The following is a 25,162-nucleotide window of genomic DNA, read 5'->3' on the forward strand; positions in this document are numbered from 1 at the left end:
AGCGGGAGGGAGAATTACTTCAGTTCCGCCCGCACCAGTGCCGTACCCTCGACCATCGCCTTCAGCTTCGCCTGGCTATGCTCACGGCTGTGATATTTCATCCCGCAATCGGGCGCGATCCACAGGCGCTCGGCGTCGACGTAGCGTAGCGCCTCGCGGATGCGGTTCGCGACGATTTCGGGGGGCTCGACTTCGGTGATCGACAGGTCGAGCACGCCGTACATGATGGTCTTGGTCGGCAGTTCGGCGAGGATCGCGGGGTCGAGCCCCGGCTGCGCGGCCTCGATCGAAATCACGTCGATCGCCGAGGCTTCGAGTTCGGCAAGGAAGTCATAAGCCTTGGGCTTCGGTCCGGTCGCGCCCGCGCCGTGATGCACCATCGCATAGCCGAAGCAGATATGGAGCGCGGTGGTGCCGCCGACGCCGTCGAGTGCGCGGTTGATCGCCTCGACCGCATAGCTGTTCGCCTCGGCGGCGCGCGCCTGCAGATAGGGTTCGTCGAGCTGGACGACGTCGACGCCCGCCGCGAACAGATCCTTGACCTCGGCATTGACCGCGTCGGCATAGTCCATCGCGAGCGCGCGCAGGTCTGGATAATATCCGTTCTCGGCCTGCTGCGTCATCGTGAAGGGACCGGGGAGGGTGAGCTTCACCGGTTTCGTTGAATGACGGCGCAGGAAGGCCGCATCCTGCGCCTCGATCGGCGCGACGCGGCGGATCGGGCCCGAGACGAGCGGCACCGGATTCGCGTTGCCGGTGCGGTCGATCGCGGTGCCGTGCTTCTCGCGGTCGATTCCCGAAAGCGCGGTCGCGAGCCGGTTCGAATAGCTTTCGCGGCGCATCTCGCCGTCGCCGACGATGTCGATGCCGAGCTCTTCCTGGTCGCGGATGGCCATCAGCGTCGCGGCTTCCTGCGCGTCGGCGAGCCAGGGTTCGGGGATGCGCCACAAGGTCTCGGCACGCACGCGCGGGGGCAGGCTGGCCTTCAGCCGTTCGCGGTCGATCAGCCAGTCGGGCTGGGGGTAGCTTCCGACGATCGTCGTCGGCAATATGGGGTGGTCGAACAAGGCCAATCCTCTCGATTTTTGGGCTGGCCAAACATTTGCTTAGTATTCTATCTAATTCAAGTCGAAACGACGGTTGGGAGAGCAAAATGATCGATCTGGAGGCCATCCGGACGCTGGCGGACATTCCGGCGGCACAAGCGAAAATGCGGGGGCGCGCGACCGCAGTGAAGTTCGGGACGCGCGAGACGAGTTTCGCCGAACTCGACGCGCGCTCGAACCGCGTCGGACACGCTTTGATCGCATCGGGCATTGCGCCCGGCGACCGCGTGTCGGCGCTCACCAAGAACCACGACAGCTGGTATCCGCTCTTCTTCGGCACCGCGCGCGCACGCGCCTGCTTCGCGCCGATCAACTGCCGCCTCGCACCCGCCGAAATCGGCTTCATCCTCGGCGATGCCGGGCCGAAGCTGCTCTTCGTCGGCGAGGATTTCTTCGACTGCGCGCTCGCGGCGGTGGCCGATCTGGCCGCGCCGCCGCGCCTGATCGCGCTCTACGGCGAACATCCGGCGTTCGAGCCGTTCGACGCGTGGCTTGGCGGCGCATCCGACGCGCCGCTCGCCGACGCGCCGCAACTCGCCGACGATGTGCTTCAACTCTACACCAGCGGCACGACCGGGCTGCCCAAGGGCGTCGTGCTGACCAACGCCAATTATCGCACTTTCCTCGAAGCGGCGACCAAGGTCGACGGCTTCGCTTATGGCGAGGACGAGACGGTAATGATCGTCATGCCCTTGTTCCACGTCGCGGGGACGAACGTTAGTTTCTCGGGGCTCGCGCAAGGCGGACGGCTGGTGCTGGTGAAGGATTTTACAGCTCCCGACGCGGTGCGGATGTTGCGCGAGGAAGATGTCGCGCACGCCTTCCTCGCCCCCGCGATGATCCAGATGATGCTGCTTCAGCCCGATGCGAACAGCGGCGCTTATCCGCAGCTCAAGTCGATCGCCTATGGCGCCTCGCCGATCGCCGAGGATGTCCTGCGCCGGGCGCGCGCAACCTTCGGCTGCGATTTCGTGCAATTCTACGGGATGACCGAGTCCGCCGGCGGTGGCTCCTACCTCTCGCCCGCCGCGCACGATCTGCCGGGCAAGCTCACATCATGCGGCAAACCCTGGCCGGGCGCCGCAATGGCGATCCTCGATGGCGAGGGGAACGAACTCGACGAGGGCGAGATCGGCGAGATCGCGATCCGCGGCGGCATCGTGATGAAGCAATATTGGAACCGCGCCGCGGCGACCGAAGAGACGCTCGCTGGCGGCTGGCTCCACACCGGCGACGTCGGCTATCGCGACGCCGACGGATTCTATTACGTCCACGACCGCATCAAGGACATGATCGTGTCGGGGGGCGAGAATGTCTATCCGGCCGAGGTCGAAAGTGCGATCATGGGCTGCCCGGGCGTCGCCGATGTCGCGGTGATCGGCGTCCCCGACGACAAGTGGGGCGAGGGGGTGAAGGCGCTGATCGTCCCCGCCGCGGGCGCGGCGCTCGAGCCCGCCGACGTGATCGCTTGGGCGCGCGCGCGGATTGCCGCGTATAAGGTCCCCAAAAGCATCGCGTTCATCGACGCCTTGCCGCGCAATCCGTCGGGCAAGGTGCTCCGCCGCGAATTGCGCGCGCCCTATTGGGAAGGGCGCGACCGCGCGGTGGGGTAGGCTGGATTTCGGCCTTGGGGTGGTGAGCTGCCCCCTCGTGCACCCCGGCGAACGCCGGGGTCCAGTGCGGAAAAGCGCCAGGTTGGCGTCCGCATTCTGGGCCCCGGCTTTCGCCGGGGATCACATATTTAACGTCCGCATTCGGTCGAAAGCTGCCGATCACCACCCCTAAAAAGAACCCGGCCACAGGCCGGGTCCAGGAGGAGTTCCCAGTGGTGTCTTCGGGAATCTTTTATTCGGCGGGCACCGGCGCGCGGCCGACGATAAAGCCTTCGCGCTTGGTGCCGTCGGCTTGGACCGGGTCGTGCGCGACGTCGCGTTCGTCGAAGGTCTTGGTCCACGCCGCGAATTCGAGGCAGACGCCGTCGGGGTCGAAGAAATAGACCGAGCGCACGAAGACGCCGGGGTGCATTTCGGCCGAGGATTGCGTCGGGCTGTCGTCGTGGTTCAGCACTGGCGTCACCTCGATGCCCTTTTCGATCAGACGGTTGTAATAATCGTCGAATTTGTCGGCGCGGACGTTGATCGCGATATGGTTCATCGATCCGTGCGCGGACACGAAGCTGCCGCGCGTCGGCAGCGCGGCGGGGGCCGAAATGCCGGGGACCGCTTCGGGCGCGTCGGGGAACCAGAAGAAGGCGAGGCTGTCGCCGTTGCCGATGTCAAAAAAGAAATGCTGGCCGCGCCCGCCGGGCAGGTCGATCGTCTTGGTGAGCGGCATGCCAAGCTTGTCGCGATAGAATTCGACCGTCTTCGCCATATCCTTGCACACGAGCGCGAGGTGGTTGACCCCGCAGAATTCGAATTCGCTATTGGTTGCAGCCATGATCCGTCTCCTTAGTTTGCGGTGGCGCTGGGGCGGCTTTTCATCCGCTCGTACCAGCCGAGAATATTCGTGTTGGCGGGGTCGATCGGCTGACCGACCGACGCGCCGAAATCGAGGAAAGCGAACAGCATGATGTCGGCGAGTGTGAAGGCATCGCCTGCGATAAATTCGCACCCCGCGATCTGTGCGTCGAGCCAGCTTATCCCGTCCTGCGCGGTCGCTTTCAGCCCTTCGGCCGCTTCGGGAAGGCAGCGCAGCCGCGCCTCGAACAGCGGCAGCCCTTCGGCGAAGCGGAAGCCGTTGGTCAGCGGCTCGCAAATCTTGAGGTCGATGCGCCGCGTCCACATGCGCGTGTTGGCGCGTTCTTCCGCCGTCGAACCGATCAGCGTGGGCCCGGGATATTTCTCGTCGAGATATTCGCAGATCGCGGTGATCTCGCAGAGGGTGCTGCCGTCGTCGAGTTCGAGCGCGGGCGTCTGCCCGGCGGGGTTCACATCGACATTATAGGGCGCGCGCCGGTTCTCGCCGCCGCGCAGGTCGATTGTGACCTCGGGGATCTCGATACCCTTTTCGGCCATGAACAGCTTCACGACGCGCGGGTTGGGGCCGACGCTATTATAGAATTTCATCCTGTCCTCTCACGCGAGTCTTATCATTTTTCGGCACAACCGTCAATTAAGTTGACGGTTTGCAAGTTCTAGCCCGGGTCGCGGCCAGCGGACGCGATAGAGCGTGCCGGTGGTCGACGCTGTAATATAGGCATCGCGCCGGTCGGCGCCGCCGAAGGCGATATTGGTGATGCCGACGTCGGGGAGCGGCAGGAATTCCGAACCACCGTCGTCGGGGTCGAAAACCGTGATCCCGCCCTCGACCATCGTGCCGACGCAGATGCGTCCGCTTTTCTCGACCGCGAGGCTGTCGAGCAGGCGAAAGGCGGGCGGCGTGCCGACGAAACGGCCGGGCGACCATGGCGGCGGGGGTGTGAGTTCGCCCGGCGCGACGATGCCGATCGCCCAGACGCGCGCGGTCATCGTCTCGCTCACATAGAGCGTCTTGCCATCGGACGAGAGGCCGATGCCGTTCGGTCCCATCATGTCGGCGCGCTGGCGGCTGATCCGCGATCCATCGGCGGCGGCGTAATAGATGGCGCCGTGGTCGCGGCCGCTGGCACGAACCTGTCCATGATCGGTGAACCAGAAGCCGCCATCGGCGTCGAAGACGATATCGTTCGGCCCCTTCAGCCGCTCGCCCTCAAAGCTGTCGTAGAGCGTCGTCACCGCACCGGTGGTCAGGTCGACGCGCTGGATCGATCCGCAAGGTTCGGCATTCGCGGCATGGCCGGGGAAGAGGAGGGAACCCGCCTCGATCCACTCGAACCCGCCATTGTTGCAGATATAGGCGGCGCCGTCGGGGCCGATCGCGAGCCCGTTCGGCCCGCCGCCGAGTTCGGCGGCGACCGACAGCGTCCCGTCGCGTGCGACGCGGGTCAGCGTGCCGCGCGCGATCTCGACAAGCAGCACTGAGCCGTCGGCCATCGGCACCGGACCTTCGGGAAAGCGAAGGCCTGTCGCGACGACTTCGGCGGGCCCGTAGTCGCCCATCACCCGTTTGCGGGGCGCGGCGCGCTGAGGAAGTCGGCGGCGCTGAAGCCTTCGGGTGCCGCGATCTCGACGATCGGATCTTCGCGCGCGTCATATTCCATGCGTAGCGCGCGCGTGATCACCGCGTGCATGTCGTAGAGGCAGGTGATGTAGGTGAATTCGAAAATCTGCTCGTCGTTCCAGAAGGTCTTGAGCTTGTCGAACACCTCGAGCGGCACGCGTCCGCCGGCCTGTGCGAGGCAATCGGCATAGGCGAGCACGGTGCGTTCCTGCTCGTCATAGCAGTCGGCGACCTGCCAGTGTGCGATGGCGGCGATCTTCTCCTCGCTGACGCCGAGGCCGCGGAGCGACTTGCAATGCTGCGAAAAGACGAACTGGCTTCCCTTGACCCAGCCGGCGCGGGTCTGGCCGAGCTCGCGCAGCACCGGGTCGATCGTGCGCGCTGGGTTACGATAGACGGCGAAGCCTTTGACCGCATGCTCGAAGATGTCGGGCGACAGCGCGAACACTGTCCACCAGTCGCCGGGCGTGCCGGTCGCGGTGCCGGGCTCGGCGACGGGGTCGCGGTCGCCGAACAGGCGGTTGTAATAGGCGAGGACGGTCTCGTCGGTGACTTCCGAGCGGGGAACTTGGCGCAACACGGGCATGACTGACTCCTCAGGCGTTCGCAAATTTGCGGAATTCGGCGACATGCGCGCTGTCGAAATATTCGTCGAGCCGCGTGATTTTGCCATTTTCGACTTTGCAGATGATCGCGCAGGGGAGGCGGACGGCGCCGTCGTCGTGGACGCGCTTGCCCTTGAGCACATGCTGCTGGACGAAGCCGCCGGGGAAGGTGGTGAGCTGGCGGTCGGCATATTCGCGGTCCTTGATCCGCGCGACCATACCGGTCAGCGTCTGCGCGGTCTGCGCGGGGGTGACGATCAGCTCGTCGGTATTGTGCCAGATTTCGGCGTCGGGGGTGAAGCTGCTCTGCATCGTCTCGATGTCGCCCGCCTCGATCGCGTCGAAGAAACGCTGCGCCATTGCGCGGATGTCGTCCTGCTCTGCCATGATGCTCTCCTTAAACCTTGGCGCCGAACATGCGGCCGCCATTGGCCGCGATCAGCCCGTCGATATCGTCGCCCTCGTACGCCGGGTCGGCCGAAGGGCCGAAGGCGGACAGCATGTCCTGCGTCACCAGTTCGGCCATCGCCTTCCATTCGGGATGGGTGAAAATCCAGTAATCGCCGGCTTCGATCGCCTCGACCACCCGCGCGCCGATCCTGTCAGGCGACATGCCGCCAGCGAGCACGCCCTGCATCGCCTGGCTCGTCGCGGCGGCCTTGCCGACCTCGACCTCGACGGGGCGCAGCTCGCGCGTCGTCTCGACGATCCGCGTCGCCGACATGCCGGGCATCAGCACCGAAACGTCGACGCAGGTTTCAGCGAGTTCGTTGCGCAGCGCCATCGCGATTCCGAGCGTCGCATATTTCGAGCTGATATAGGCGACCGAGATCGGGGGCGGCACGATCGCGACCATCGACGAGGTGATGACGAGGTGGCTCGGCTCGCCGCTCGCCTTCATCTCACCGAGGAAGGTGCGGCAGGCATAGAGATGCGCATGCGCGTTGACCGCATAGTTCCAGCGCCAGACGTTGGTGTCATACTGTTCGAACGGCCCCGATCCGCCGCCGACTCCGGCGTTGCTGAACAGGATGCGGACGGGGGCGAAGTCGCGCGCCTTCGCGCCGGCTTCGGCCCAGCTCTCTTCGCTGGTGACGTCGAGCTGGAGGCCGAGCGCGTTGGCGCCTTCGCCGCGCAGCGTGGATGCGGCCGCTTCGGCGCCGGCGCCGTCGATATCGGCGAGGATTACCGAGGCGCCCTTCGCGGCGAGCGCCTTGGCGGTCGCAAGCCCGAGCCCGCTCGCGCCGCCGGTGATGAAGGCGGTCTTTCCCGCGACGTCGGTCATTCGGCGAAATCCTTTTCGAGATAGCGCGTCATGCGATACTGGGCGAGACCCGCGGCGGCGGCGAAGGGCATCAGTGCCATCAATGCCCAACGGAGACTTTCGTCGCCATAATCGGGTTTCAGCGTGTCGCTGACGATCCCCGCGAACAGCGGGCCGAGCCCGAGGCCGATGATGTTGAACATCAGCATCAGTACGGCGGCGGCGGTCGCGCGGCTGCGCGGCGGGGTGAGGTTCTGCACGAGCGCGAGCGCGGGGGCGACATAGGCGGTGCATGCCGCCATCGGAATCAGCATCAGCGCGAGCGAGACCTGCCAGCTATCGACGAGAAGCGCCGCGATGAAGGTCGGGATCAGCACCGCGGTCGCGAGCGCGGGGATGGTGCCGTAGGCACGCGCCGACACTTTCGCGCGGTGGCTGACGAGCCAGCCGCCGCCGAGGATGCCGATGCCGAAGGTGATGCCCGCGGCCGGACCGAAATAGGTCGCCATGGCTTCCAACGGCATCTTCTGCGTCCGCATCAGGAAGGCGGGGATCCAGTTGAGCATGCCATAGCTCACAAAGGCGGCGAGCCCGCTGCCGATCATCACCATGCGGAGCGACGGACGGCGGATGAACATCGCGAGGCTCTGGCTGAAGGGCAGGGCTTCGTCGGCGGGCTTGTGCGCGTCCATCGCCCCGCGCGCGGGTTCGCGAACGAGCCAGATCAAAAGTGGCGCGACGAGGATACCGACGATCCCGATGACGATGAAGGCGTTGCGCCAGCCGATATTCGCGGCCGCCCATGCGCCGAAGGTTGCGCCCACAAAAACCCCGAACGGGCCGTTGAGCGTGAACAGGCCGATCGCGAGCGGCCGCCGCGCGGGCGGATAATAATCCGCAATCACCGAAAGCGATGGCGCCGTTCCGCCGGCTTCGCCCGCGCCGACGCCGAAGCGCATCAAGGCCAGTTGCCAGAAATTCGAGACCATCCCGCACGCTGCGGTGAAGCCGCTCCATACGACGCAGGCGATGCCGATGAGCTTCACCCGGTTCCAGCGGTCGGCGATCATCGCCACCGGCACGCCCGCCGCGGCATAGAAGAGGGCGAAGGCAAAGCCGGTGAGCAGCCCGAATTGCGTGTCGCTGAAATTCATTTCGGCGCGGATCGGCTCGACGAGCACCGAGAGGAGCTGACGATCGACGAAGTTGATCGTTCCGACGACGAACAGCATCGCGAGCGCGACGTTGCGGCGGAGCGCATGGCCGTTGCCCGGCGCTGCGGTGCCTGCACTGAAGGCGGTGGCCTCGGTCATAACTCTCCCCAAAAACGCACGAGTCTTCTCGGTCGAAAAATACTTAGATATTTAAGTTTATCTGTCAATGTGCTTTACGGTAATGGCAAAATCGACGGGAGAGAAGGTCATGGATATCAAGGGCAAGAGCGCGATCGTCACGGGCTCGGCAGGCGGCATCGGCCGCGCGACCGCGGTGATGCTGGCGGAGCGTGGCGCGGCGGAAATCGGGCTCGTCGACGTCAAGGAAGATGCGCTCGCCGAAACCGCGCGGCTCGTCGCGTCAAAGGGCGCGCGGGTAACAATCCATGTTCTGGACCTTTCCGACGTCCCCGCGGTCGAAGCCTGGTTTGAGGCGCATGGCGACGTCGATATATTGCACAACAACGCCGGGGTCGTGTCGGGCCTGCCGCAATTCCCCGATGTCGATGCCGCGCGCATCCGCTGGATCATCGATGTCAACATCACTTCGCTTGTCGCCGCGACGCAGATCGCGGTGCGGAAGATGAAGGCGCGCGGGGGCGGGGTGATTATCAATACCGTGTCGACCGTCGCGCTCGGCACCGGCTTTTACGACGCGATGTACGCGACGACCAAGGCGGCGGTGATGATGTTCACGCGCTGCTGCGCGCCTTTGAAGGAGGAGTGCAATGTGCGCGTCGCGGGCATGCTGCCGGGGCTGGTCGATACGCCGATCCTCGACACGACCGGCGCGGGCGGGAAGTCCGAATGGATGAAGACTGTGCTGGCGAACAACGAAGCGTGCGCGCCCGAGGATATCGCCGGGGGCGTCATGGCGCTGATCGGGGACGACAGCCTTGCGGGTGGCGACTGGGTCGCGGTGCGGCGGCTGGAGGGCAAGGTCGAATATCAGTGGGGCCACGCCGACAGCATTTGATCCCCTCCCGCAGGCGGGAGGGGCAGCGAGAGTTGCGAGCTTGCTCGCTGTTCGCAGCGGGGTGGGCATCACCGCGCCGTTGCTGGCCCACCCCCAACCCCTCCCGCAAGCGGGAGGGGAGAAGGGATCAGCGCGTCGGCGCTTCCAGCATATTCTTCCCGAACAAATTCGACCATTGCTCCTCGGTCAGCACCGGGCGGGCGCTCGACAGGTTGGCGGCATTTTTGACGTCGGTCCCGGCGATCACCGCCGGCCGTTCGCCGATGCGCGCGAACCAGTCGGCGACGGCGGGATAATCGTCGAGCGTCAGCCCGATTGCGCGGATCGCGCGCGTCCACGGCCAGCACGCGATGTCGGCGATCGAATATTCTTCGGCGAGATAGTCGGTCTCGGCGACCCGCCCGTTGAGGACGTGGAGCAGGCGGAGCGTCTCGCCCCGATAGCGTTCGACCGGATAGGCCTGCCCCTCGGGCGCATAGCGGATGAAGTGGTGCGCCTGTCCCTGCATCGGGCCGAAGCTCGCCATCTGCCACATCAGCCATTGCTGCGCCTGGCTGCGGCGGCGCGGGTCGGCCGGAAGCAACTGCCCGCTCTTCTCGGCAAGGTAAAGCAGGATCGCCCCGCTCTCGAACACCGGCAGCGGTGCGCCGCCGCCGATCGGATCATGGTCGACGATCGCGGGCAGGCGCCCATTGGGATTGATGCGGCGATATTCGGGGGTCAGATGATCGCCTTCGAGCATGTTCATCGCGAGAAGCTGGTGCGGCAGCCCCACCTCTTCGAGCATGATCGAGATCTTGTGGCCATTCGGCGTGGGGGTGAAATAGACGTCGATCATGCCGCGGTTCACCTGTTTAAACAGGTCACGACCGCGGCCGCCGCTTCCCGGTCTAGGAAAAGCTTTGGCCGCGGCCGATCCCTGGGACATCGTCGAATCCGAACCTAGAACTTGATCCCCGCCTCGACCGAAATGTTGCGCGTAGGTTCGAGGTAGAGGATCGCGCGCGGCGTTGCGGTGATCGGTGCCGGCAGGTTGAAGGCGCTGCCAATCGTCTTCTGGTTCGTCAGATTCTTGCCGACGAGCGCGACGTGCCAGCGGTCGTCCTGATCGGCGAGCTGAACGCGCAGGTCGAGCTTCACATAACCGTTCTGCACCCCGAACACCGGGCTCTGATTGTCCGAGTTGAAATATTTCGACCGGCCCGCGGCAACGCCGGTGATGTCGAGCTTCAGATCATCGGACATGTCGAAGCGGGCGTGCGCGGTGACGCTGCCGGTCCATTTCGAAGAATAGGCGACGGGAAATCCGGCGAGATTATTGTTCTCGATGCTGACCGGGTCGGCGGGATTGCAGGTGCCGTCGGTCACCTGGATGGCGAGACAAGCTGCGCCCGGATAATCGTCATATTTGATATCCGAATAGGCGGCCGAGGCGCTGATGTCGAAATTGGGGATTGGGAAGATGCTGAGCGATCCCTCGATGCCCTTCGACGTGGCGCTGGCGGCGTTGCCGGTCAGATAGCTCGACGTTTCGGGCCGATAGACCGAAACCTGCAAATCCTTGAATTTGGTGTGATAGGCAGAGACGTTCGCAACGACCTTGCCGTCGAACAGCGTCGATTTGACGCCCGCCTCGAAATTCTCCGACCGTTCGGGTTCGAAGGTGAAGGTGCTGTCTACGGTGCCAAGCGTGTTCGATACGAAGCCGCCCGATTTCGACCCGCGGCCCCACGTCGCATAGACCATGACGCGCGGCGCGATATCATATTGCAGCGTCACCGACGGATCGAAATTGCCTTCGCTGATCGACCCCGTGGCGCTTGAAATCGGGCGGATCGGGAAGGGGCCGTAGACCAGCCGCGAGGCGAAATCGCCGTCCTTTTTGGTATGGCTGTAGCGCAGGCTGCCGATCGCACGGAACGCGTCGCTGATGTTGACCGTCGCCTGGCCGAACACCGACCAGGATTCGGCCTTCTGCTTGAACAGGCTGTCGATGCGGCCGAAATAGTTGAGCGCCGCGATGTTGAAGCCCTGATATTGCTCGAGCGTGTAGTTCGACTTGTCGTAATAGGCGCCCGCGATGAACTCGAAGGTTCGACCGGTCGGCGACAGGATACGGATTTCCTGCGAAAATTGGTCGAAACGTTCGGGGAAGGCATTATACACCGAGTTGGGAACAACCGCCCCGCCGCTGTTCGGGATCGTCTGGTCGAAGCCGTTGACGATCTTCGACTTGAACCAGCTGTAACCGGTGACCGAGGTCAGCGTGAAATCGCCGAGCGCGAGATTGCCGACGCCCGAGATCATCACCGACTTGTTCTTGTTGCCTTCGTCGCCGAGCGCCGAGCGTTCGAGATAGCGGTTCGTCTGCGGATCCTGTCCGCTCGTCAGCGGGCTGGACACGGTGATGCCGCCGATGACCGTCCGCTTTCCATATTCGACCTTCGCCGTGTAGTCGAAATTGTCCGACGGTTCCCACTTCAGCGTCAGGCGCAGCAGCTGCGACTTGATCTCGGGGTCGTCGTGATCCTTTGCGCGGTTATAGATATAGCCGTCCTGGTTGACGATCTTGTACGCGAAGCGCGCGCCGAGGGTGTCGGTGATCGGTCCTGACAGATAGCCCGAAAAGTCGGTGCCCTTATGGTCGAAATTGTAAAGGCCGGTGATCGCGCCCTCGAAATCCTTCGTCGGCCCCGCCGACACGACGCTGACCGCTCCCGCGGCGGTGTTCTTGCCGAACAGGGCGCCCTGCGGGCCGCGCAGCACCTCGACGCGTTCGAGGTCGAAGAAGGGGGCCTGCGCCTGACGGTTGCGGCCGGCATAGATACCGTCGACATAGAGCGAGACCGACTGGTCGAAGGCGAAGTTCGCCGGCGGCGAACCGAAGCCGCGGATATAGATGACGTCGTTGCCGGCGGTCGACTGGACGAAGACGTTCGGCGTGTAATTCATTACCGCCTTGATGTCGCTCGTGTTGAACTCGGCGAGCTTGGCGCCGCTGACGACCTCCATCGAAATCGGCACGTCCTGCAGGCTCTGCTCGCGCTTCTGCGCGGTGACGATGATTTCGTTGATGTTGCTGTCGTCGACGTCCGACGCATCGACGGTCGCCGCGTCGGCGGGCGCCGCCTGCGCGAATGCCGGTGCGGCACCCGCGAGCATCGCGATTCCCGCGACGCCGGACAGTAGAAACTGGTTGCGAGCCTTCATTGTCACCCTCCCATAGAGCTGATCGCTGCCGGTCCCGGAAAGCCTTCCGATCCGTCAATCTGATTGACCCTTAGTATACTAATGGTTTTATGATTGTCCATAGGCAGGAAGAGGACTCGCATCATGAACGAAGAAAACTCGCAAGCGGCGCTCGCAACGCGCCATCTCTGCACCGTCGAGTTCGAAGTCGGCGGCGGAATCATCGGAATCGGCGCATCGCCGTTCGGCGACCAGCGATTGGGCTATATCAGCGGCGGCCGTTTTTTCGGGTCCCGGATCAATGGGATAGTCTTGCCGGGTGGCGGCAACTGGTCGCGCAGCGGGCGGCTCGGCGAGGATGCGTCGGTCGGCACCTTCGATGCGCGCGCGGTGTGGCAGACCGATGACGGCGACCTCATTTATCTGAGCTACACCGGCCGCAACATCATTCCCGACGATGTGCGCGCGACCTTCGCCGACCCTGCGGTGCCCGATGCCGACCCCTCACGCTACTATCTGCGAATCGCGCCGGTGTTCGAAACCGCCAGCGCGAAATATGCCTGGCTCAACGGCGTGCTCGCGGTCGGCGTCGGCGAACGCACCGGTTTCGGCGTGCGCCATGCGATCCACGAGATATTGTGATGATCGACCTGCATTATTCGGCGACCCCGAACGGGCAGAAGATCGCGATCATGCTTGAGGAAATCCGCGAGCCCTATCGCGTCATTCCCTATGACATTTTCGAGGGCGACCAACTGACCGCCGAGTTCGGGCGCATCAACCCCAACCACAAATTGCCCGCAATCGTCGATCATGCCCCGGCAGGTGGCGGCGACCCGGTGACGGTGTTCGAGTCGGGCGCGATCCTGCAATATCTGGCCGAGAAAAGCGGGCGCTTCCTGCCCGCGTTGGGCGCGGCGCGCGCGGCAACGCTGTCATGGCTGACCTGGCAGGTCGCAGGGCTCGGGCCGATGGGCGGGCAGGCGAGCCATTTCCTCCGCTACGCCCCGGCGGGGCAGGATTATGCGACCGAGCGCTATACGAAGGAGCTCACGCGCCTCCTCACCGTGCTCGAAAAGCGGCTGGAAAAGAGCGCCTATGTCGCGGGCGACGACTATAGCATCGCCGACATGGCGATCTGGCCCGGCCGCGCGTCGGCATTCGTCATGGGAATGGGACTCGACGATTGGCCCGCGATGCGCCGCTGGTTCGAAGAGATTCGCGAGCGCCCGGCGGTAGCGCGGGCGATGACGCGCGAGGAGCTGAAGGCGCCGGCGAAATATATCGGCCGGCACCAGGCGCTCGACGAGAAGGAATGGTCGAACATGTTCGGCGCTGCGAACCATGCGGCCGTGAAAGGTGACTGAGACACTGGCGCGCGCGGAGCGCGAAGAGGTGGTGCCGGGACCGGCGATCCCGGCACCAACGGGTCAGCCGGCGCCGCCGGGCACGGGCGTGTTGAGCAACTGCTGCTCCCACAGATAGGCGATACCGCTGCCCGCGGCGTGCTGGATGAGGACGTCGGTCAGTTCGGCGGCATGTTCGGTCCGCGCCCAGTCGCGCTGCCATTCCGCCGCGAGCGCGAGCCACGTCATCATGTTCGCGCCCGCTGCGATCATGCGCTGGATCGCAACTTGATGCGCCTCGATCGACGTGCCGCCTGACGCATCGGTGATGACCGTGACGTCCCAGCCTTCGCCGAGCGCCTGGATCACCGGCATTGCGACGCAGATTTCGGTCCACAGACCCGCAATGATCAACTGCTTGCGGCCCGTTGCCTTCACTGCGTCGACCACTTTCCGGTCTTCCTAGGTGTTGATGAAGGTGCGATCGATCACACCCTGATCGGGGAACAGATCGGTGATCTGCGGAAAGATCAGGCCGCCGCGGGCGGCAACCACGCTGGTCAGGATGGTGGGGACGCCGAACGCCTTGGCGGTTTTCGCGAGCGCGGCCGAATTATTGACCACCGCGTGCGGATCATGGCTGTTCAGGTTCGCTAGCTGATAGGGCTGATGATCGATGAGGACGAGGACCGAATCTTCGGGGCGAAGAAGCGACGCGAGGCCGTTGCGAAAGGTCATGATTATCCCTTGCTGTCGATAGAGTAAGGCAATGTGCCGGCAGGCCCGCGCTGTCTGCCCGGGCGCCTGCTCGATCTTCTTGCCGTTCCTGAAGTTGATGCGGTAGTGCCGTCCAATGGCACACTGTGTCGCGAAATAAGGAACGATCCATTGGACATCGACGACCTCAGGACCTTCGTGGAAGTGGCCGATGCCGGGGGTGTATCGCCCGCCGCGCGTCGGCTGGGCGTTTCCAAATCGATCGTCAGCCGGCGGCTGTCGCGCCTCGAAGCCGACCTTGGCGTCCAATTGCTCGCGCGATCGACGCGCGGCGCGGCGCTGACCGAAGCCGGCGTCATTTTCCGCGACCATGCGGCGCGGGCCAGCGCCGAAATCGATGTGGCGAGAGAGACAATTCTTCCCGCGGGCGAGCTGCGCGGGCGCTTGCGGGTTTCGGCGCCCCTGACCTTTGGCCCGACCCATTTCGCGCCCGTGCTCGCCGAAATGGCTTGCCGCCATCCGCGGCTCCATATCCAGACCTGTTACACCGATCGCTTCGTCGACCTGATCGCGGAGGGTTACGATTGCGCGATCCGTGTCGGCTATCTGCAGGACTCCAACCTGATCGCGCGCCGCATCGGCCCGATGTATGGACGGTTGCTCGCCAGCCCAGCCTATATCGACGCACACGGCGCGCCCGAGACTCCGGACGAACTTGTCGCCCATCAGGCGCTGATGCAGGGTACCGAAAGCTGGTTGCTCCTCGATGGCGACAGGGTCGTGACGGTCCGTCCGCAGGGGCGTTTCAAGGCGGACAACGGGACGGCGCTGATCGCGGCGGCGGTCGCCGGGCTCGGGATCGCCTATCTCCCCGACGGCCTGTCGCACGACTATGTGGCGTCGGGCGCGCTCGTGCGGGTCATGACGCGGCATCTTCCGCCGCCGGCGGGCATATACGTCGTCCGGCCGCCCAGCCCGCATCCGGCGCGAAAGATACGCGAACTCACCGACCTGCTCATCGAATATTATGAACAGACGCCGTCGCTGGCGGGAACCGTATAACCGCGCCTAGCGTTTCGCGTGCTGGCGGTCGCCCCACAGGATTGCGCGATGCTCGTCGGTGAAGCCGGTGAGGCCGCCCTCGATCGTCTCGGCGCGCGCGACGCCGACCGTCATCCCCTCTGCGACCGCGGGGCGTTCGAGCATCGCGGCGCCCCAGCGATCGACGTTCGGAAAACGTCCGGCCTTTTCGATCAACTGGCGGCGCAGATAGGGCAGGGTCGCCATGTCGGCGATCGTATAGTCGTCGCCCGCGAGCCATTCGGCTTGGCCCAGCCGCTTGTCGAGCACCATCATCAACCGGTCGACCTCGCGGCTGTAGCGCGCGATGGCATAGTCGTGCCGGTCCCTGGCATAGTGAGTGAAATGCGCCTCCTGCCCGAACATCGGGCCGACGCCCGACACCTGGAACATCAGCCATTGCCAGCAGATCGCGCGCTTCACCGGATCGGCGGGCAGGAAACGCCCGCTCTTCTCGGCGAGGTAGAGGAGGATCGCGCCGGTTTCCCAAAGCACGAAGCGCTCGCCGCCGGGTCCGTCCTCGTCGACGATCACCGGCGTCTTGTTGTTCGGGTTGAGCGCGAGAAATTCGGGCGTCAGCTGGTCGCCCGCGAGGATGTCGATATACTCGAGCCGCCAGTCGAGCCCCATTTCGAGGAGCGCGATCGCGATCTTGCGCGCATTGGGGGTCGGGCCGCCATAGAGGGTGATCATCGCGTCAGCCCTCCCGTCCAAGCCAGCGTCTGAGCACGTCGGCGCTATCCTGTCCGACCGTGAGCGGGGCAGGGCGACGCACGCTGCCCGGCGTCGCCGACAGTTTCGGGAAGACACCCTGCATCGTGACTTCGCCCAGTTCTTCGTCGGCCACCGTCACCAGCGCTTCGCGCGCGGCGAAATGCGGGTCGGCCATCATGTCTTCGGCGTCGAAAATGCGACCCGCAGGCACGCTCGCTTCGATCATCCTCGTCTCGAGTTCCTCGATGGTCAGCATCCGCGTCCATTCGCCGATCAGCGCGTCGAGTTCTTCCTGCCGCGCGCCGCGCGCGCGGTGCGTCGCATAGCGATCGTCGCTCGCGAGTTCGGGGCGGCCCATCGCGGCGGCGAGCCTTGCGAAGACGCCGTCCTGATTGGCGCCGATCAGATATTCGCCGTCCTTGCACGGGTAGACGTTCGACGGCGCGATCGCGGGGAGCGTCGATCCGGTGCGCCGCCGCTTGGTGCCGCTTGCCGAATAGTCCGACACGGTCGATTCCATCACCTGCAGCACCGCCTCGTAGAGCGCGGAATCGACGATCTGGCCTTCGCCGGTCTTGCTGCGGTGGTAAAGCGCGGCGAGCGCGCCCATGCAGCCGTAAGTCGCGGCGAGCGTATCGCCGATCGACACGCCCATGCGCGCAGGGGGGAGGTCGGGATAGCCGACGATTCCGCGCCAGCCGCCCATCGCTTCGCCGATGCCGCCGAAGCCCGCGCGCGACGAATAGGGGCCGGTCTGGCCATAGCCCGATACGCGCACGACGATCAGCCCCGGGTTCGTCTTGCGGAGTTCGACGGGGTCGAGGTTCCATTTCTCGAGCGTACCGGGGCGGAAATTCTCGATCAATATGTCGGCCTTGGCGATCAGTTCGCGCGCGAGCGCCTGTCCTTCTTCGGAGCGCAAATCGACCGCGACAGAATATTTATTGCGCGCGATCACGCGCCACCAGCTCGGTTTGTCGCCCTGGCCCCAGTTGCGCATCTGGTCGCCGGTCACCGGCGGTTCGAGCTTGACGATTTCAGCGCCCATGTCGCCGAGAAGCTGCCCGCAGAAGGGGCCGGCGATGAGCTGACCCATCTCGACCACCCTGATGCCCTCCAGCGCGCCCCCGCTGCCCGTATCGCTCATATCATTCCTTTCGCGGCCGACTCTGATAAAACGACCTGCCTCGCCCATGGCCTTTGTATACTTAGAATGCTATGTAATTTTCAACCTGCTAAATGACTCGGAACACTCGGGACGCAAGATGTTGAAAAATAAAGCCGTGGAACTGGTGGAGGTCGGCCCGCGCGACGGGCTGCAGAATGAGACGGCGATCGTTTCGACCGCCGACAAGCTCGAACTGATCCGCCGTGCGATCGATTATGGGATCCGGCGTATCGAGGTGACGAGTTTCGTCAATCCGAAGAAGGTGCCGCAACTTGCCGACGCCGAGGAGCTGGTGGCGATGCTGCCGGCGCGCGATGATATGACCTATATCGGCCTCGTCCTCAATCGCCGCGGCGCCGAGCGCGCGCTCGCGACGGGCCGGATCGACGAACTCGGCGCGGTGTGCGTGACGAGCGACAGTTTCGGCATCCGCAATCAGGGGCAAAGCTCGGACGAATCGCTCGCCGCCGCGATGGAGATCGTCGCGCTGGCGCGGGGGGCGGGACGCAGCGGGCAGATCACCATCGCCACCGCGTTCGGCTGTCCGTTCGAGGGCAGGGTGGCGACCCAGCGCGTCGTCGAGATGGCGAAGCGCGCTGCCGACGCGCGCCCGCGCGAAATCGCGCTCGCCGATACGATCGGGGTCGGCGTGCCGGCGCAGGTGTCGGAGATGGTCGGGCGCGTGCGCGAGGCGGTCGGCGATCTGCCGGTGCGCGTCCATTTCCACAACACGCGCGGCACCGGCATCGCCAATGTCTGGGCCGCGGTGGAGGAAGGCGCGGCGACGGTCGATGCGTCGCTCGGCGGGCTCGGCGGCTGTCCCTTCGCGCCCGGCGCGGCGGGCAATGTCGCGACCGAGGATGTCGTCTATCTGCTCGATCGGAGCGGCATGGGGACAGGTGTGACGCTGTCGCAGGTCATTGAAGCCGCCGACTGGCTCGCCGGCGTCATGGGTCGTCCGTTGCCCGCCATGGTCAGCAAGGCGCCCGCCTTTCCCTAGAAGGTCGCGAGCAGCGCCATCACGACGCCGCCGACGACGAGCAGCAGCCCGACGATCTCGTGCCAGCGCACCGGCTCGCGCAGATAGAAATGCGCGAAGCCGATGGTGAAGACGACCTCGACCTGCCCGACGATCCGCACGAGCGCCGCCGGCGCCGCAGCAAAGCCGATATACCAACAGGCCGAACCGAGCGCCGAGAGCAGCCCGACCTGGCTCGAATTGCGCCAGGTCCGGAATATGGCGCGCAGCGTGTCGCGATCGCGCAACGCGACCCAGAGCAGGTGCAAGCCGGTCTGGATCGCCATGACGACGACGAGCGTGACGAGCGCCGACCCGATTAGATCAACGCCATCGAGTTCGGCGGTCGCGAGCTTCACCGCGATTGCCGCGAGCGCGAACATCGATCCCGCGCCGAGGCCGCAGAGCGCCGCGGGCTGGCCGAGCGCGCGCCAGATCTCGCGCGTCGAAACGCCGCGTCCGGCAAGCGCGAGCACCAGCACGCCGGCAACCCCGGCGACGATCCCGATCCACGCGAGCAGCGGCAATCGTTCGCCGAGGAAGAGCGCGGTGACGAGTGCGGCCTGCACCGCTTCGGTCTTGGAAAAGGCGGTGCCGACGACGAAACCGCGATGCCCGAATGCCATGATGAGCAGGATCGTGCCCGCCATCTGGGTGACCGCCCCGGCGAGGACGAAGCCCGCGAAAGCGGTGCCGAATGTCGGCACCGCTTCGTGCCGGATCGTCAGCCAGATGGCGGCAAAGGCGAGGGCGAAGGGGAGGCCGTATAGATAGCGGACGAGCCCCGCGCCGCTGACGCTGAGTTCGGCGCGGAGGCGCTGTTGCAGCGCGGTGCGCCACGCCTGGAACAGGCCGCCGAACAGCGACGCGGGGAGCCAGATCGGGTTCATGCCGCCGACCGGACCGGTGTTGCGATATCGACTCGTCTTGTCCCGTTCATTCCGCCTCCATGCAATACTTTGATTACTAAGTATATGAGGTTGAGTGGGGGGTGCAGACGCCCGACCTGCCACGCCAATCAGCTAGACCCGCGGCGCGACAGGTTGCAGAAAGGGTGCGGGAGAGCAGATGACGCAAATATACGCAAAGACGCGGCCTGCCGGGCGAGGGATCTGACATGGCCGAACTCGACCCGCCGCTTGGCGAAGCGCAACAGATGCTGCAGGACAGCGTGCAGCGCTTCCTCGCCGACAACGAACGTCCCGGCTGGCGCGACCTGTGCGAAACGCTTGGCCTTGCCGGCATCGCGCTGCCCGTAAGCGTCGGCGGTTTCGGCGGCGGTGCGGTCGACATTGCGGTCGTGATGGCCGAACTTGGTCCGGCGCTCGCGGGCGCCGACTGGCTATCGCATGTCGCGGCGACGGTGCTTCTCGCGCGCGTTGCGCCCGGGCATCCGGCGCTCGGCGATCTGTCGGCGGGCCATCGTCGCATCGCGATCGTCTGTACGGCTTCGACCGCGTCGATGCCCGCTGTCGAAGGCGAGCTGGTGCGCGGCAGCGCGGCGCTGGTCGCGGGCGCGGCCGAGGCCGACCTGTTGCTGCTCGCAAGCGACGATGCGCTGCTGCTCGTTGCCGCCGATGGCGACAAGGTCGAGCAGCGCCACCGCATCATGCACGACGGCAGCGTGTCGGCCGACCTTTCCTTCACGCTCAAGCCGGGCGATGCGGACCTGCTGGCGGACGGGGACGAAGCGCGGGTGCTGGCCGATTATGCGAACGATCTGATTCTGGCCGGGCGATGTGCCGAGGCGGTCGGGCTGATGCAGCGCATCATCGCCGACAGCGTCGACTATCTGGGCCAGCGCAAACAGTTCGGGATCGAGATCGGCCGTTTCCAGTCGCTGCGCCATCGCGCGGCCGACATGCAGCTCGCGATGATGAAGGCGGTCGCGCTCACCGAGGTGGCGGTCGCCGCAGTCGATCAGGACGACCGCGACCGCGCGCAGGCGGTCAGCGCGGCGTGTATCGAGGTTGGCGACGCGGTGCGTGTGGTCGGCGAAAGCGCGGTGCAGATCCATGGCGCGATGGGGCTGACCGAGGAACTGAGTCTGGGTGGCTATTTCAAAAGGGCGCTCGCGATCGCGGCGGCATTCGGCCCGCGCGCCGGTCATCTCGCGCGTTTTACCGAGGCGGCTGACTAACCCAGCATCGTCCGCGCGATCAGGTCGCGCTGGATTTCGTTCGACCCCGCATAGATGCTCGCCGCCCGGTCGTTGAGATAGCGCGGCACCGCGACCGCCAGCTCGGCGGGCGTCTGTCCGTCGGCGTCGGCCCATGCGGCATGGCCCGCGACCTCGCATGCCAGCGTGTCGATACGCTGCGCGGTCTCGGTCCCGAGTATCTTGAGCGCCGAGGCGTAAAGCGCCGGACTGCCGCCGACGCCGCGCATCGCTTTCAGCTCGAGCGCCTGCAATGCTTTGAGCGCAACCGCTTCGCGGTCGAGCCGCGCGCGCAGCACCGGATCGATGTCATCGCGGGCGCGCAGCCGTTCGAGGCGGCAGATCAGCCCTGGCGCATACTTGCCGCCGCGTTCGAAGGTGAGCAGATGTTTCGCGACCGACCAGCCCTCATTCTCGCCGCCGAGCCGGTTCGCCCGCGGGACGCGGACGTCGTCGAAAAACACCTGGTTGAGTTCGTGATCACCGGCGAGCGTGCGGATCGGCTCGACCGCGATGCCCGGCGCCTTCATGTCGAGCAGCAGGAAACTGATCCCCGCCTGCGGCTTGCCCTCGTTCGAGGTGCGCACGAGCGCGAACATGCGGTTCGCGAAATGCGCGTGCGTCGTCCAGATCTTGGACCCGTTCAGGACATAGTCGTCGCCGTCGGGCACCGCGCGCAGTTGCAGCGCGGCGAGGTCCGACCCCGCGCCGGGCTCCGAAAAGCCCTGGCACCAATAATCCTCGCCCGACAATATGCGCGGCAGATAATGGGCGCGCTGTTCGGCGCTGCCATAGTGCATGATCACCGGCGCGACCATCTTGAGCCCCATTGGCGCGAGGTTCGGCGCGCCCGCCAGCGCGCATTCGGCGGCAAAGATATAGCGTTCGATTTCGTTCCAGCCGGGGCCGCCGAACTCGGCGGGCCAGTCGGGCGCCGCCCAGCCGCGCGCGTGCAGGATGCGTTGCCACGGCAGCGACACGTCGGGATCGATGAAGACGCTGGTCGCGCGTGCGGCCGCTAGGCGAATATCGTCGGGCAGATGCGCAGCCAGGAAGGCGCGAACCTGGTCGCGAAAGGCGATCAGCGCCGGATCGTTCAGCATGTCCATGGCTCCGGCTTAGGCCCCTGCGCGATGCCGGGCCAAGCTGGCACCTGCATCAGGCCGCGCGCGCGCCGACGAAGCCGAGCCCCGCCGCGATCTGGATCGACTGCGCGCGTCCCGTCGCGCCGAGCTTCGCCGCGGCATTGCGCAGGTGGAAGCGCACCGTCGACACCGAGAGCGACAGGATGATGCCGATCTCGCCGTCGGTCTTGCCCGCCGCCGCCCAGCGCAGGCACTGGACTTCGCGCCGCGTCAGCGTCTGCGGCACCGTCGCGTTGCGCGGGCGTCCGCGCGCTTCGTTGTGCGTCGCGACCAGCCTGACCGCGAGGTTGTGCAGATGCCCGGCGTGCTTTGCGAAGATCGCCTCGACCCCGACGGACTCGCGCGAGCACCAGAAGACCGCGCCGACCAGCCCGCGCGGCAGATGCACCGGCGCGATGATCGCTTCGCCGAAATTGGGCGTGTTCTTGGCCTGCGAGCAATCGACGGCTTCAAGAAGCTGCGTCGCGCGCCAGGTGCGAAGGCGGCCGTCGCTGTAGTAAAAGGGTTCGCCCACCAGCCGCGCCGCGGTCAGGAAGGCGATGTGCAGCGCCAGCTTGCGGTCGCGCCAATAGGCGTAATTCGGATCGACCCAGCGAAAGCTGGTTTCGGCATAGGGGCGTCCGGCCTCGTCGCTCATCGGCTCGGGGTCGCCAAGGTCGGCCTGTGCCGCGACATAGGGCAGGCCGATCGCGTCGCCAGCCGCCTGCACCGCTGCGATCAGCCCCGGCATTTCCGACCAGCATTCCGCCCTCTCGTCGATCACCCGCTCGTCCCTCCACTCCCTGACACAGGTGTCAGCTTGTCCCTCCCGCCGCAATCCCTTGTTCTGTCACGGTCCGGTTTCGCGCGACGCTCGCACAAAGACGAGCCCCGCGACAAGCCGTTTGAGGGAGGATGAGTGATGAAGGCAATGCGTATTTTCCTGGCCGCCGGTTCGGCGATGGGGCTCGTCGTCGCGGCTCCGGCCTTTGCGGCGGAGGAAACCGCGCCCGACAGCGTCGCGGCCGAAGGCGACATCATCGTCACCGCGCAGCGCCGCGCCGAATCGATGAACGACGTCGGCATGGCGATCCAGGCGGTCGATGCCGAAACGCTCGAAAATCTGCGCGTGACCGACATGCGCGACCTGACCGCGGTGGCGCCGAGCTTTACCGTCTCGCAAAGCTATCAGGGGGTTCCGACCTATACGCTGCGCGGGATCGGCTTCAATACGATCAACCTGTCGTCGACCTCGACGGTCGGTACTTATGTCGACGAGGTCGCCTATGCCTATCCGATCATGAACACCGGCCCGGTGATGGACCTCGAGCGCGTCGAGGTGCTGAAGGGGCCGCAAGGCACGCTCTATGGCCGCAACACCACCGCAGGCCTGATCAACTTCATCACCGCCAAGCCGACTGACAGTTTCGAGGGCAGCATCAAGGCCGACCTCGGCAATTACCAGACCTGGAATATCGGCGGCCATATCTCGGGCCCGCTTGGCGAAGGCATCGCCGCGCGCATCGCCTTTCGCAGCGAGAATAGCGACAAGGGCTGGCAGGTCAGCAACACGCGGGGCGAACGGCTTGGCGAGGTCGACAAGCTGGGCATCCGCGGCTCGCTTGCCATCGACCCTGCGCCGGGGACGCATTTCGACCTGTCGGTGACCTGGTGGCGCAACAGGTCGGATACCGTCGCGGGGCAGGGGATCGGTTTCACCCCCGCCACCAACCCCGTCAGCGGCACCAGCAATTCGCGCTTCTTCAATGCGCCGGGGCTCGCCGACTATCTCGGGGCGAATTTCCCGACCAAGGCGAGCCAGGCCGACTGGGCACCCGAAGCGGCGCGTTCGGCGGATATCGGCACCGGGCTCGGCCTCGCCGGCCCGCTCGCCGAGGACAATCGTTTCTGGGGCTTGAAGCTGCGCTGGGATCAGGATCTCGGCGAGACGATGAAGCTCGTCTCGCTCACCAGCTACAATGATTTCAAGCGCAACGCGCTCTCCGACTGGAGCGGTGCGCCCTTCGAAATCCTGCTCCAGAACACGGTGGGGCGGATCAAGAGCTTTGCACAGGAACTGCATCTGGAAGGCGAAAGCGGCGCGGTGAACTGGCTCGTCGGGGCCTATTACGCCAACGATCGGATCATCGATTCCAACCGCACTTTGCTCGGCCAGAATGCCAATGTCGGGCTGATCCGCGGCGCGGGCGTGCCCTTGCTAGGAACGCCGTTCAATTCGGGCGGGTACACCCCGCTCGAACTTTCGCAGGCTTTCCGCACCTACGAGGATTTCGGCCGTATCCGCACCAAGACATGGAGCATTTTCGGCAACGCCGATGCCGAACTCACCGACCAGCTCAAACTCACGCTCGGCGTGCGCTATACCGAGGACAAGCAGCGCTACAACGGCTGCTCGCGCGACTTCAACGGCAATATGTTGCCCAACGTCAATGTCGTGAACCGCGCGCTCTATTTCCAGACCTATGGCGTGCTCGCGCCCGAAATCGCCGAGGGTCAGTGCAACACTTTCGATCCCATGACCGGTACCTTCGGCGAGGTCCAGTCGCTGCTCGACGAGAATAATGTCGCGTGGCGCGCCGCGCTCGACTGGTCGCCGAACGACGATACCTTGCTCTACGCCTCGGTCTCGCGCGGCTATAAATCGGGGACGACGCCGATCAACGCCGCGAACCTCGCGCGCCAGAATGCGCCGGTGACGCAGGAGAAGCTCACCGCCTATGAAGTGGGCGTGAAGGCGACGCTGGCGGATCGCCTAGTGCAGGCCAATCTTTCGGCCTTCTACTACGACTATCGCGACAAGCAGATCAGCACCTATTTCGCCGATCCGATCTATACCGCGCTCTCGCGCCTCGACAATGTTCCCGACAGCGAAGCTTACGGCGTCGAGGGCGAGCTGACGATCCGCCCGGCGACGGGGCTGACGCTCGCCGCCAACGCGCTGTGGCTGAAGACGCGGATCAACGATTATGACGGCACCAACGCGGCGGGACAGCCGGAGAATTTCGATGGCGCCGAATTTATCTACAGCCCCGAATTTCAGGGCAGCGTGACGCTCGCCTATGACACGCCGGTCAGCGACACGCTGAGCCTGACCGGAGCGGTCAGCGCGCGGTACCAGAGCAAGTCGAACACGATCTTCGAGGATCTCGATCTCTACAAGGTCGACGCCTATGGCATCGTCAATGCGAGCCTTGGCCTCAAGAGCGAAAGCGGCTGGTCGGCCTCGCTCTGGGCGAAGAATCTGTTCGACAAATATTATTGGTCGGCGGTGGCGAGCAACGCCAATGTCGTCGTGCGCTTCGCCAACCAGCCGCGAACCTGGGGCCTCACTCTGGGTTATGACTTCTGAAGGAGCGAGAGA

The 25,162-nt window shown here is 65.2% G+C and carries 25 protein-coding genes; 8 read left to right on the top strand and 17 right to left on the bottom strand.

The features are described 5' to 3' along the window. Positions 1–14 precede the first annotated feature (14 nt). The gene (locus FG95_RS03410) at positions 15–1,073 is read right to left on the bottom strand and encodes a 5-methyltetrahydropteroyltriglutamate--homocysteine methyltransferase (RefSeq protein WP_443027697.1); all 1,059 of its coding nucleotides are present in this window, start codon (positions 1,071–1,073) and stop codon (positions 15–17) included. 80 nt (positions 1,074–1,153) lie between these two features. Between FG95_RS03410 and FG95_RS03415 the strand changes: the two genes are divergently transcribed. Next, a complete protein-coding gene (locus FG95_RS03415) occupies positions 1,154–2,719 on the top strand; it encodes a long-chain-fatty-acid--CoA ligase (RefSeq protein WP_037553991.1) in 1,566 nt (521 codons plus the stop codon). Positions 2,720–2,951: 232 nt separating this feature from the next. On the opposite strand, the gene FG95_RS03420 is transcribed toward FG95_RS03415, so the two are convergent. From FG95_RS03420 to FG95_RS03450, 7 genes are read right to left on the bottom strand one after another with little or no spacing between them, the layout of a single operon-like run. Continuing rightward, on the bottom strand, positions 2,952–3,545 hold the full coding sequence (locus FG95_RS03420; protein ID WP_052182042.1) for a VOC family protein: 594 nt from the start codon (positions 3,543–3,545) through the stop codon (positions 2,952–2,954). An 11-nt stretch (positions 3,546–3,556) separates the two neighbouring features. Next, positions 3,557–4,174: a glutathione S-transferase family protein gene (locus FG95_RS03425; RefSeq protein ID WP_037553992.1), complete on the bottom strand. Its 618-nt coding sequence runs from the start codon at positions 4,172–4,174 to the stop codon at positions 3,557–3,559. Positions 4,175–4,216: 42 nt separating this feature from the next. Next, on the bottom strand, positions 4,217–5,146 hold the full coding sequence (locus FG95_RS03430; RefSeq protein ID WP_037553993.1) for an SMP-30/gluconolactonase/LRE family protein: 930 nt from the start codon (positions 5,144–5,146) through the stop codon (positions 4,217–4,219). Continuing rightward, positions 5,146–5,793: a carboxymuconolactone decarboxylase family protein gene (locus tag FG95_RS03435; protein ID WP_037553994.1), complete on the bottom strand. Its 648-nt coding sequence runs from the start codon at positions 5,791–5,793 to the stop codon at positions 5,146–5,148. Before FG95_RS03435 ends, FG95_RS03430 begins: the two co-directional genes overlap by 1 nt. A gap of 10 nt (positions 5,794–5,803) precedes the next feature. After that, positions 5,804–6,199 (bottom strand): nuclear transport factor 2 family protein, encoded by a 396-nt coding sequence (locus FG95_RS03440; protein ID WP_037553995.1) that lies wholly within the window; start codon positions 6,197–6,199, stop codon positions 5,804–5,806. Positions 6,200–6,209: 10 nt separating this feature from the next. Beyond that, positions 6,210–7,097, bottom strand: coding sequence for an SDR family NAD(P)-dependent oxidoreductase (locus FG95_RS03445; protein WP_052182043.1), 888 nt, complete (start codon positions 7,095–7,097; stop codon positions 6,210–6,212). Then, entirely contained in the window at positions 7,094–8,389 is a 1,296-nt protein-coding gene (locus tag FG95_RS03450; RefSeq protein ID WP_052182044.1) for a spinster family MFS transporter, read from the bottom strand. Before FG95_RS03450 ends, FG95_RS03445 begins: the two co-directional genes overlap by 4 nt. Positions 8,390–8,498: 109 nt before the next feature. On the opposite strand from FG95_RS03450, the gene FG95_RS03455 reads away from it, so the two are divergent. Beyond that, positions 8,499–9,266 carry an SDR family NAD(P)-dependent oxidoreductase gene (locus FG95_RS03455; RefSeq protein ID WP_161786526.1) on the top strand — a complete coding sequence of 256 codons (768 nt, stop codon included), beginning with the start codon at positions 8,499–8,501 and terminating at the stop codon, positions 9,264–9,266. A 127-nt stretch (positions 9,267–9,393) separates the two neighbouring features. Here the strand turns inward: FG95_RS03455 and FG95_RS03460 are convergent, their stop codons facing one another. Together FG95_RS03460 and FG95_RS03465 are read right to left on the bottom strand one after the other, a co-directional pair. Continuing rightward, on the bottom strand, positions 9,394–10,104 hold the full coding sequence (locus FG95_RS03460; RefSeq protein ID WP_037554055.1) for a glutathione S-transferase N-terminal domain-containing protein: 711 nt from the start codon (positions 10,102–10,104) through the stop codon (positions 9,394–9,396). Between the two features lie 104 nt (positions 10,105–10,208). Next, entirely contained in the window at positions 10,209–12,476 is a 2,268-nt protein-coding gene (locus FG95_RS03465) for a TonB-dependent receptor (RefSeq protein WP_037553997.1), read from the bottom strand. 123 nt (positions 12,477–12,599) lie between these two features. Here FG95_RS03465 and FG95_RS03470 point away from each other — a divergent pair, with 123 nt between their 5' ends. Then, the gene (locus tag FG95_RS03470; RefSeq protein WP_052182045.1) at positions 12,600–13,097 is read left to right on the top strand and encodes a DUF3237 domain-containing protein; all 498 of its coding nucleotides are present in this window, start codon (positions 12,600–12,602) and stop codon (positions 13,095–13,097) included. Then, entirely contained in the window at positions 13,097–13,822 is a 726-nt protein-coding gene (locus tag FG95_RS03475; protein ID WP_037553999.1) for a glutathione binding-like protein, read from the top strand. Before FG95_RS03470 ends, FG95_RS03475 begins: the two co-directional genes overlap by 1 nt. Positions 13,823–13,885: 63 nt before the next feature. Here FG95_RS03475 and FG95_RS20885 read toward each other — a convergent pair whose 3' ends face one another. Further along, positions 13,886–14,251: an isochorismatase family protein gene (locus tag FG95_RS20885; protein ID WP_200880139.1), complete on the bottom strand. Its 366-nt coding sequence runs from the start codon at positions 14,249–14,251 to the stop codon at positions 13,886–13,888. A gap of 12 nt (positions 14,252–14,263) precedes the next feature. Further along, positions 14,264–14,539: a hypothetical protein gene (locus FG95_RS20890; RefSeq protein WP_200880140.1), complete on the bottom strand. Its 276-nt coding sequence runs from the start codon at positions 14,537–14,539 to the stop codon at positions 14,264–14,266. A gap of 150 nt (positions 14,540–14,689) precedes the next feature. Between FG95_RS20890 and FG95_RS03485 the strand changes: the two genes are divergently transcribed. Continuing rightward, positions 14,690–15,580, top strand: coding sequence for a LysR family transcriptional regulator (locus FG95_RS03485; protein ID WP_037554000.1), 891 nt, complete (start codon positions 14,690–14,692; stop codon positions 15,578–15,580). Between the two features lie 6 nt (positions 15,581–15,586). Here the strand turns inward: FG95_RS03485 and FG95_RS03490 are convergent, their stop codons facing one another. Next, entirely contained in the window at positions 15,587–16,291 is a 705-nt protein-coding gene (locus FG95_RS03490) for a glutathione S-transferase family protein (RefSeq protein WP_037554001.1), read from the bottom strand. A 4-nt stretch (positions 16,292–16,295) separates the two neighbouring features. After that, positions 16,296–17,459 carry a CaiB/BaiF CoA transferase family protein gene (locus tag FG95_RS03495; RefSeq protein WP_052182046.1) on the bottom strand — a complete coding sequence of 388 codons (1,164 nt, stop codon included), beginning with the start codon at positions 17,457–17,459 and terminating at the stop codon, positions 16,296–16,298. Positions 17,460–17,577: 118 nt separating this feature from the next. Here FG95_RS03495 and FG95_RS03500 point away from each other — a divergent pair, with 118 nt between their 5' ends. Next, positions 17,578–18,480 (top strand): hydroxymethylglutaryl-CoA lyase, encoded by a 903-nt coding sequence (locus FG95_RS03500; protein WP_037554004.1) that lies wholly within the window; start codon positions 17,578–17,580, stop codon positions 18,478–18,480. On the opposite strand, the gene FG95_RS03505 is transcribed toward FG95_RS03500, so the two are convergent. Further along, positions 18,477–19,388, bottom strand: coding sequence for a DMT family transporter (locus FG95_RS03505; protein ID WP_037554006.1), 912 nt, complete (start codon positions 19,386–19,388; stop codon positions 18,477–18,479). The genes FG95_RS03500 and FG95_RS03505 overlap by 4 nt on opposite strands. Positions 19,389–19,615: 227 nt before the next feature. Between FG95_RS03505 and FG95_RS03510 the strand changes: the two genes are divergently transcribed. Then, the gene (locus FG95_RS03510) at positions 19,616–20,638 is read left to right on the top strand and encodes an acyl-CoA dehydrogenase family protein (protein WP_037554008.1); all 1,023 of its coding nucleotides are present in this window, start codon (positions 19,616–19,618) and stop codon (positions 20,636–20,638) included. Here the strand turns inward: FG95_RS03510 and FG95_RS03515 are convergent. Together FG95_RS03515 and FG95_RS03520 are read right to left on the bottom strand one after the other, a co-directional pair. Then, positions 20,635–21,759, bottom strand: a complete 1,125-nt coding sequence (locus FG95_RS03515; protein WP_152567561.1) for an acyl-CoA dehydrogenase family protein — start codon at positions 21,757–21,759, stop codon at positions 20,635–20,637. The genes FG95_RS03510 and FG95_RS03515 overlap by 4 nt on opposite strands. Before the next feature lie 55 nt (positions 21,760–21,814). Continuing rightward, positions 21,815–22,564: a helix-turn-helix transcriptional regulator gene (locus FG95_RS03520; protein WP_037554012.1), complete on the bottom strand. Its 750-nt coding sequence runs from the start codon at positions 22,562–22,564 to the stop codon at positions 21,815–21,817. Between the two features lie 138 nt (positions 22,565–22,702). Between FG95_RS03520 and FG95_RS03525 the strand changes: the two genes are divergently transcribed. Further along, the gene (locus FG95_RS03525) at positions 22,703–25,150 is read left to right on the top strand and encodes a TonB-dependent receptor (RefSeq protein WP_037554013.1); all 2,448 of its coding nucleotides are present in this window, start codon (positions 22,703–22,705) and stop codon (positions 25,148–25,150) included. Positions 25,151–25,162 lie beyond the last annotated feature (12 nt).

The sequence above is a fragment of the Sphingopyxis sp. LC363 genome, from assembly GCF_000756385.1.
In the GTDB taxonomy this organism is placed as follows: domain Bacteria; phylum Pseudomonadota; class Alphaproteobacteria; order Sphingomonadales; family Sphingomonadaceae; genus Sphingopyxis.

Excerpts from the sequence above, each read along its gene's own strand:
- FG95_RS03415 (WP_037553991.1), top strand. The coding sequence starts at position 1,154 with ATGATCGATCTGGAGGCCATCCGGACGCTGGCGGACATTCCGGCGGCA.
- FG95_RS03440 (WP_037553995.1), bottom strand. The coding sequence starts at position 6,199 with ATGGCAGAGCAGGACGACATCCGCGCAATGGCGCAGCGTTTCTTCGAC.
- FG95_RS03455 (WP_161786526.1), top strand. The coding sequence starts at position 8,499 with ATGGATATCAAGGGCAAGAGCGCGATCGTCACGGGCTCGGCAGGCGGC.
- FG95_RS03490 (WP_037554001.1), bottom strand. The coding sequence starts at position 16,291 with ATGATCACCCTCTATGGCGGCCCGACCCCCAATGCGCGCAAGATCGCG.
- FG95_RS03430 (WP_037553993.1), bottom strand. The coding sequence starts at position 5,146 with ATGGGCGACTACGGGCCCGCCGAAGTCGTCGCGACAGGCCTTCGCTTT.
- FG95_RS03510 (WP_037554008.1), top strand. The coding sequence starts at position 19,616 with ATGGCCGAACTCGACCCGCCGCTTGGCGAAGCGCAACAGATGCTGCAG.
- FG95_RS03445 (WP_052182043.1), bottom strand. The coding sequence starts at position 7,097 with ATGACCGACGTCGCGGGAAAGACCGCCTTCATCACCGGCGGCGCGAGC.
- FG95_RS03525 (WP_037554013.1), top strand. The coding sequence starts at position 22,703 with ATGAAGGCAATGCGTATTTTCCTGGCCGCCGGTTCGGCGATGGGGCTC.
- FG95_RS03515 (WP_152567561.1), bottom strand. The coding sequence starts at position 21,759 with ATGCTGAACGATCCGGCGCTGATCGCCTTTCGCGACCAGGTTCGCGCC.
- FG95_RS03465 (WP_037553997.1), bottom strand. The coding sequence starts at position 12,476 with ATGAAGGCTCGCAACCAGTTTCTACTGTCCGGCGTCGCGGGAATCGCG.
- FG95_RS03500 (WP_037554004.1), top strand. The coding sequence starts at position 17,578 with ATGTTGAAAAATAAAGCCGTGGAACTGGTGGAGGTCGGCCCGCGCGAC.
- FG95_RS03495 (WP_052182046.1), bottom strand. The coding sequence starts at position 17,459 with ATGAGCGATACGGGCAGCGGGGGCGCGCTGGAGGGCATCAGGGTGGTC.
- FG95_RS03475 (WP_037553999.1), top strand. The coding sequence starts at position 13,097 with ATGATCGACCTGCATTATTCGGCGACCCCGAACGGGCAGAAGATCGCG.
- FG95_RS03505 (WP_037554006.1), bottom strand. The coding sequence starts at position 19,388 with ATGAACCCGATCTGGCTCCCCGCGTCGCTGTTCGGCGGCCTGTTCCAG.
- FG95_RS03425 (WP_037553992.1), bottom strand. The coding sequence starts at position 4,174 with ATGAAATTCTATAATAGCGTCGGCCCCAACCCGCGCGTCGTGAAGCTG.
- FG95_RS03450 (WP_052182044.1), bottom strand. The coding sequence starts at position 8,389 with ATGACCGAGGCCACCGCCTTCAGTGCAGGCACCGCAGCGCCGGGCAAC.
- FG95_RS20890 (WP_200880140.1), bottom strand. The coding sequence starts at position 14,539 with ATGACCTTTCGCAACGGCCTCGCGTCGCTTCTTCGCCCCGAAGATTCG.
- FG95_RS03435 (WP_037553994.1), bottom strand. The coding sequence starts at position 5,793 with ATGCCCGTGTTGCGCCAAGTTCCCCGCTCGGAAGTCACCGACGAGACC.
- FG95_RS03460 (WP_037554055.1), bottom strand. The coding sequence starts at position 10,104 with ATGATCGACGTCTATTTCACCCCCACGCCGAATGGCCACAAGATCTCG.
- FG95_RS03470 (WP_052182045.1), top strand. The coding sequence starts at position 12,600 with ATGAACGAAGAAAACTCGCAAGCGGCGCTCGCAACGCGCCATCTCTGC.
- FG95_RS03420 (WP_052182042.1), bottom strand. The coding sequence starts at position 3,545 with ATGGCTGCAACCAATAGCGAATTCGAATTCTGCGGGGTCAACCACCTC.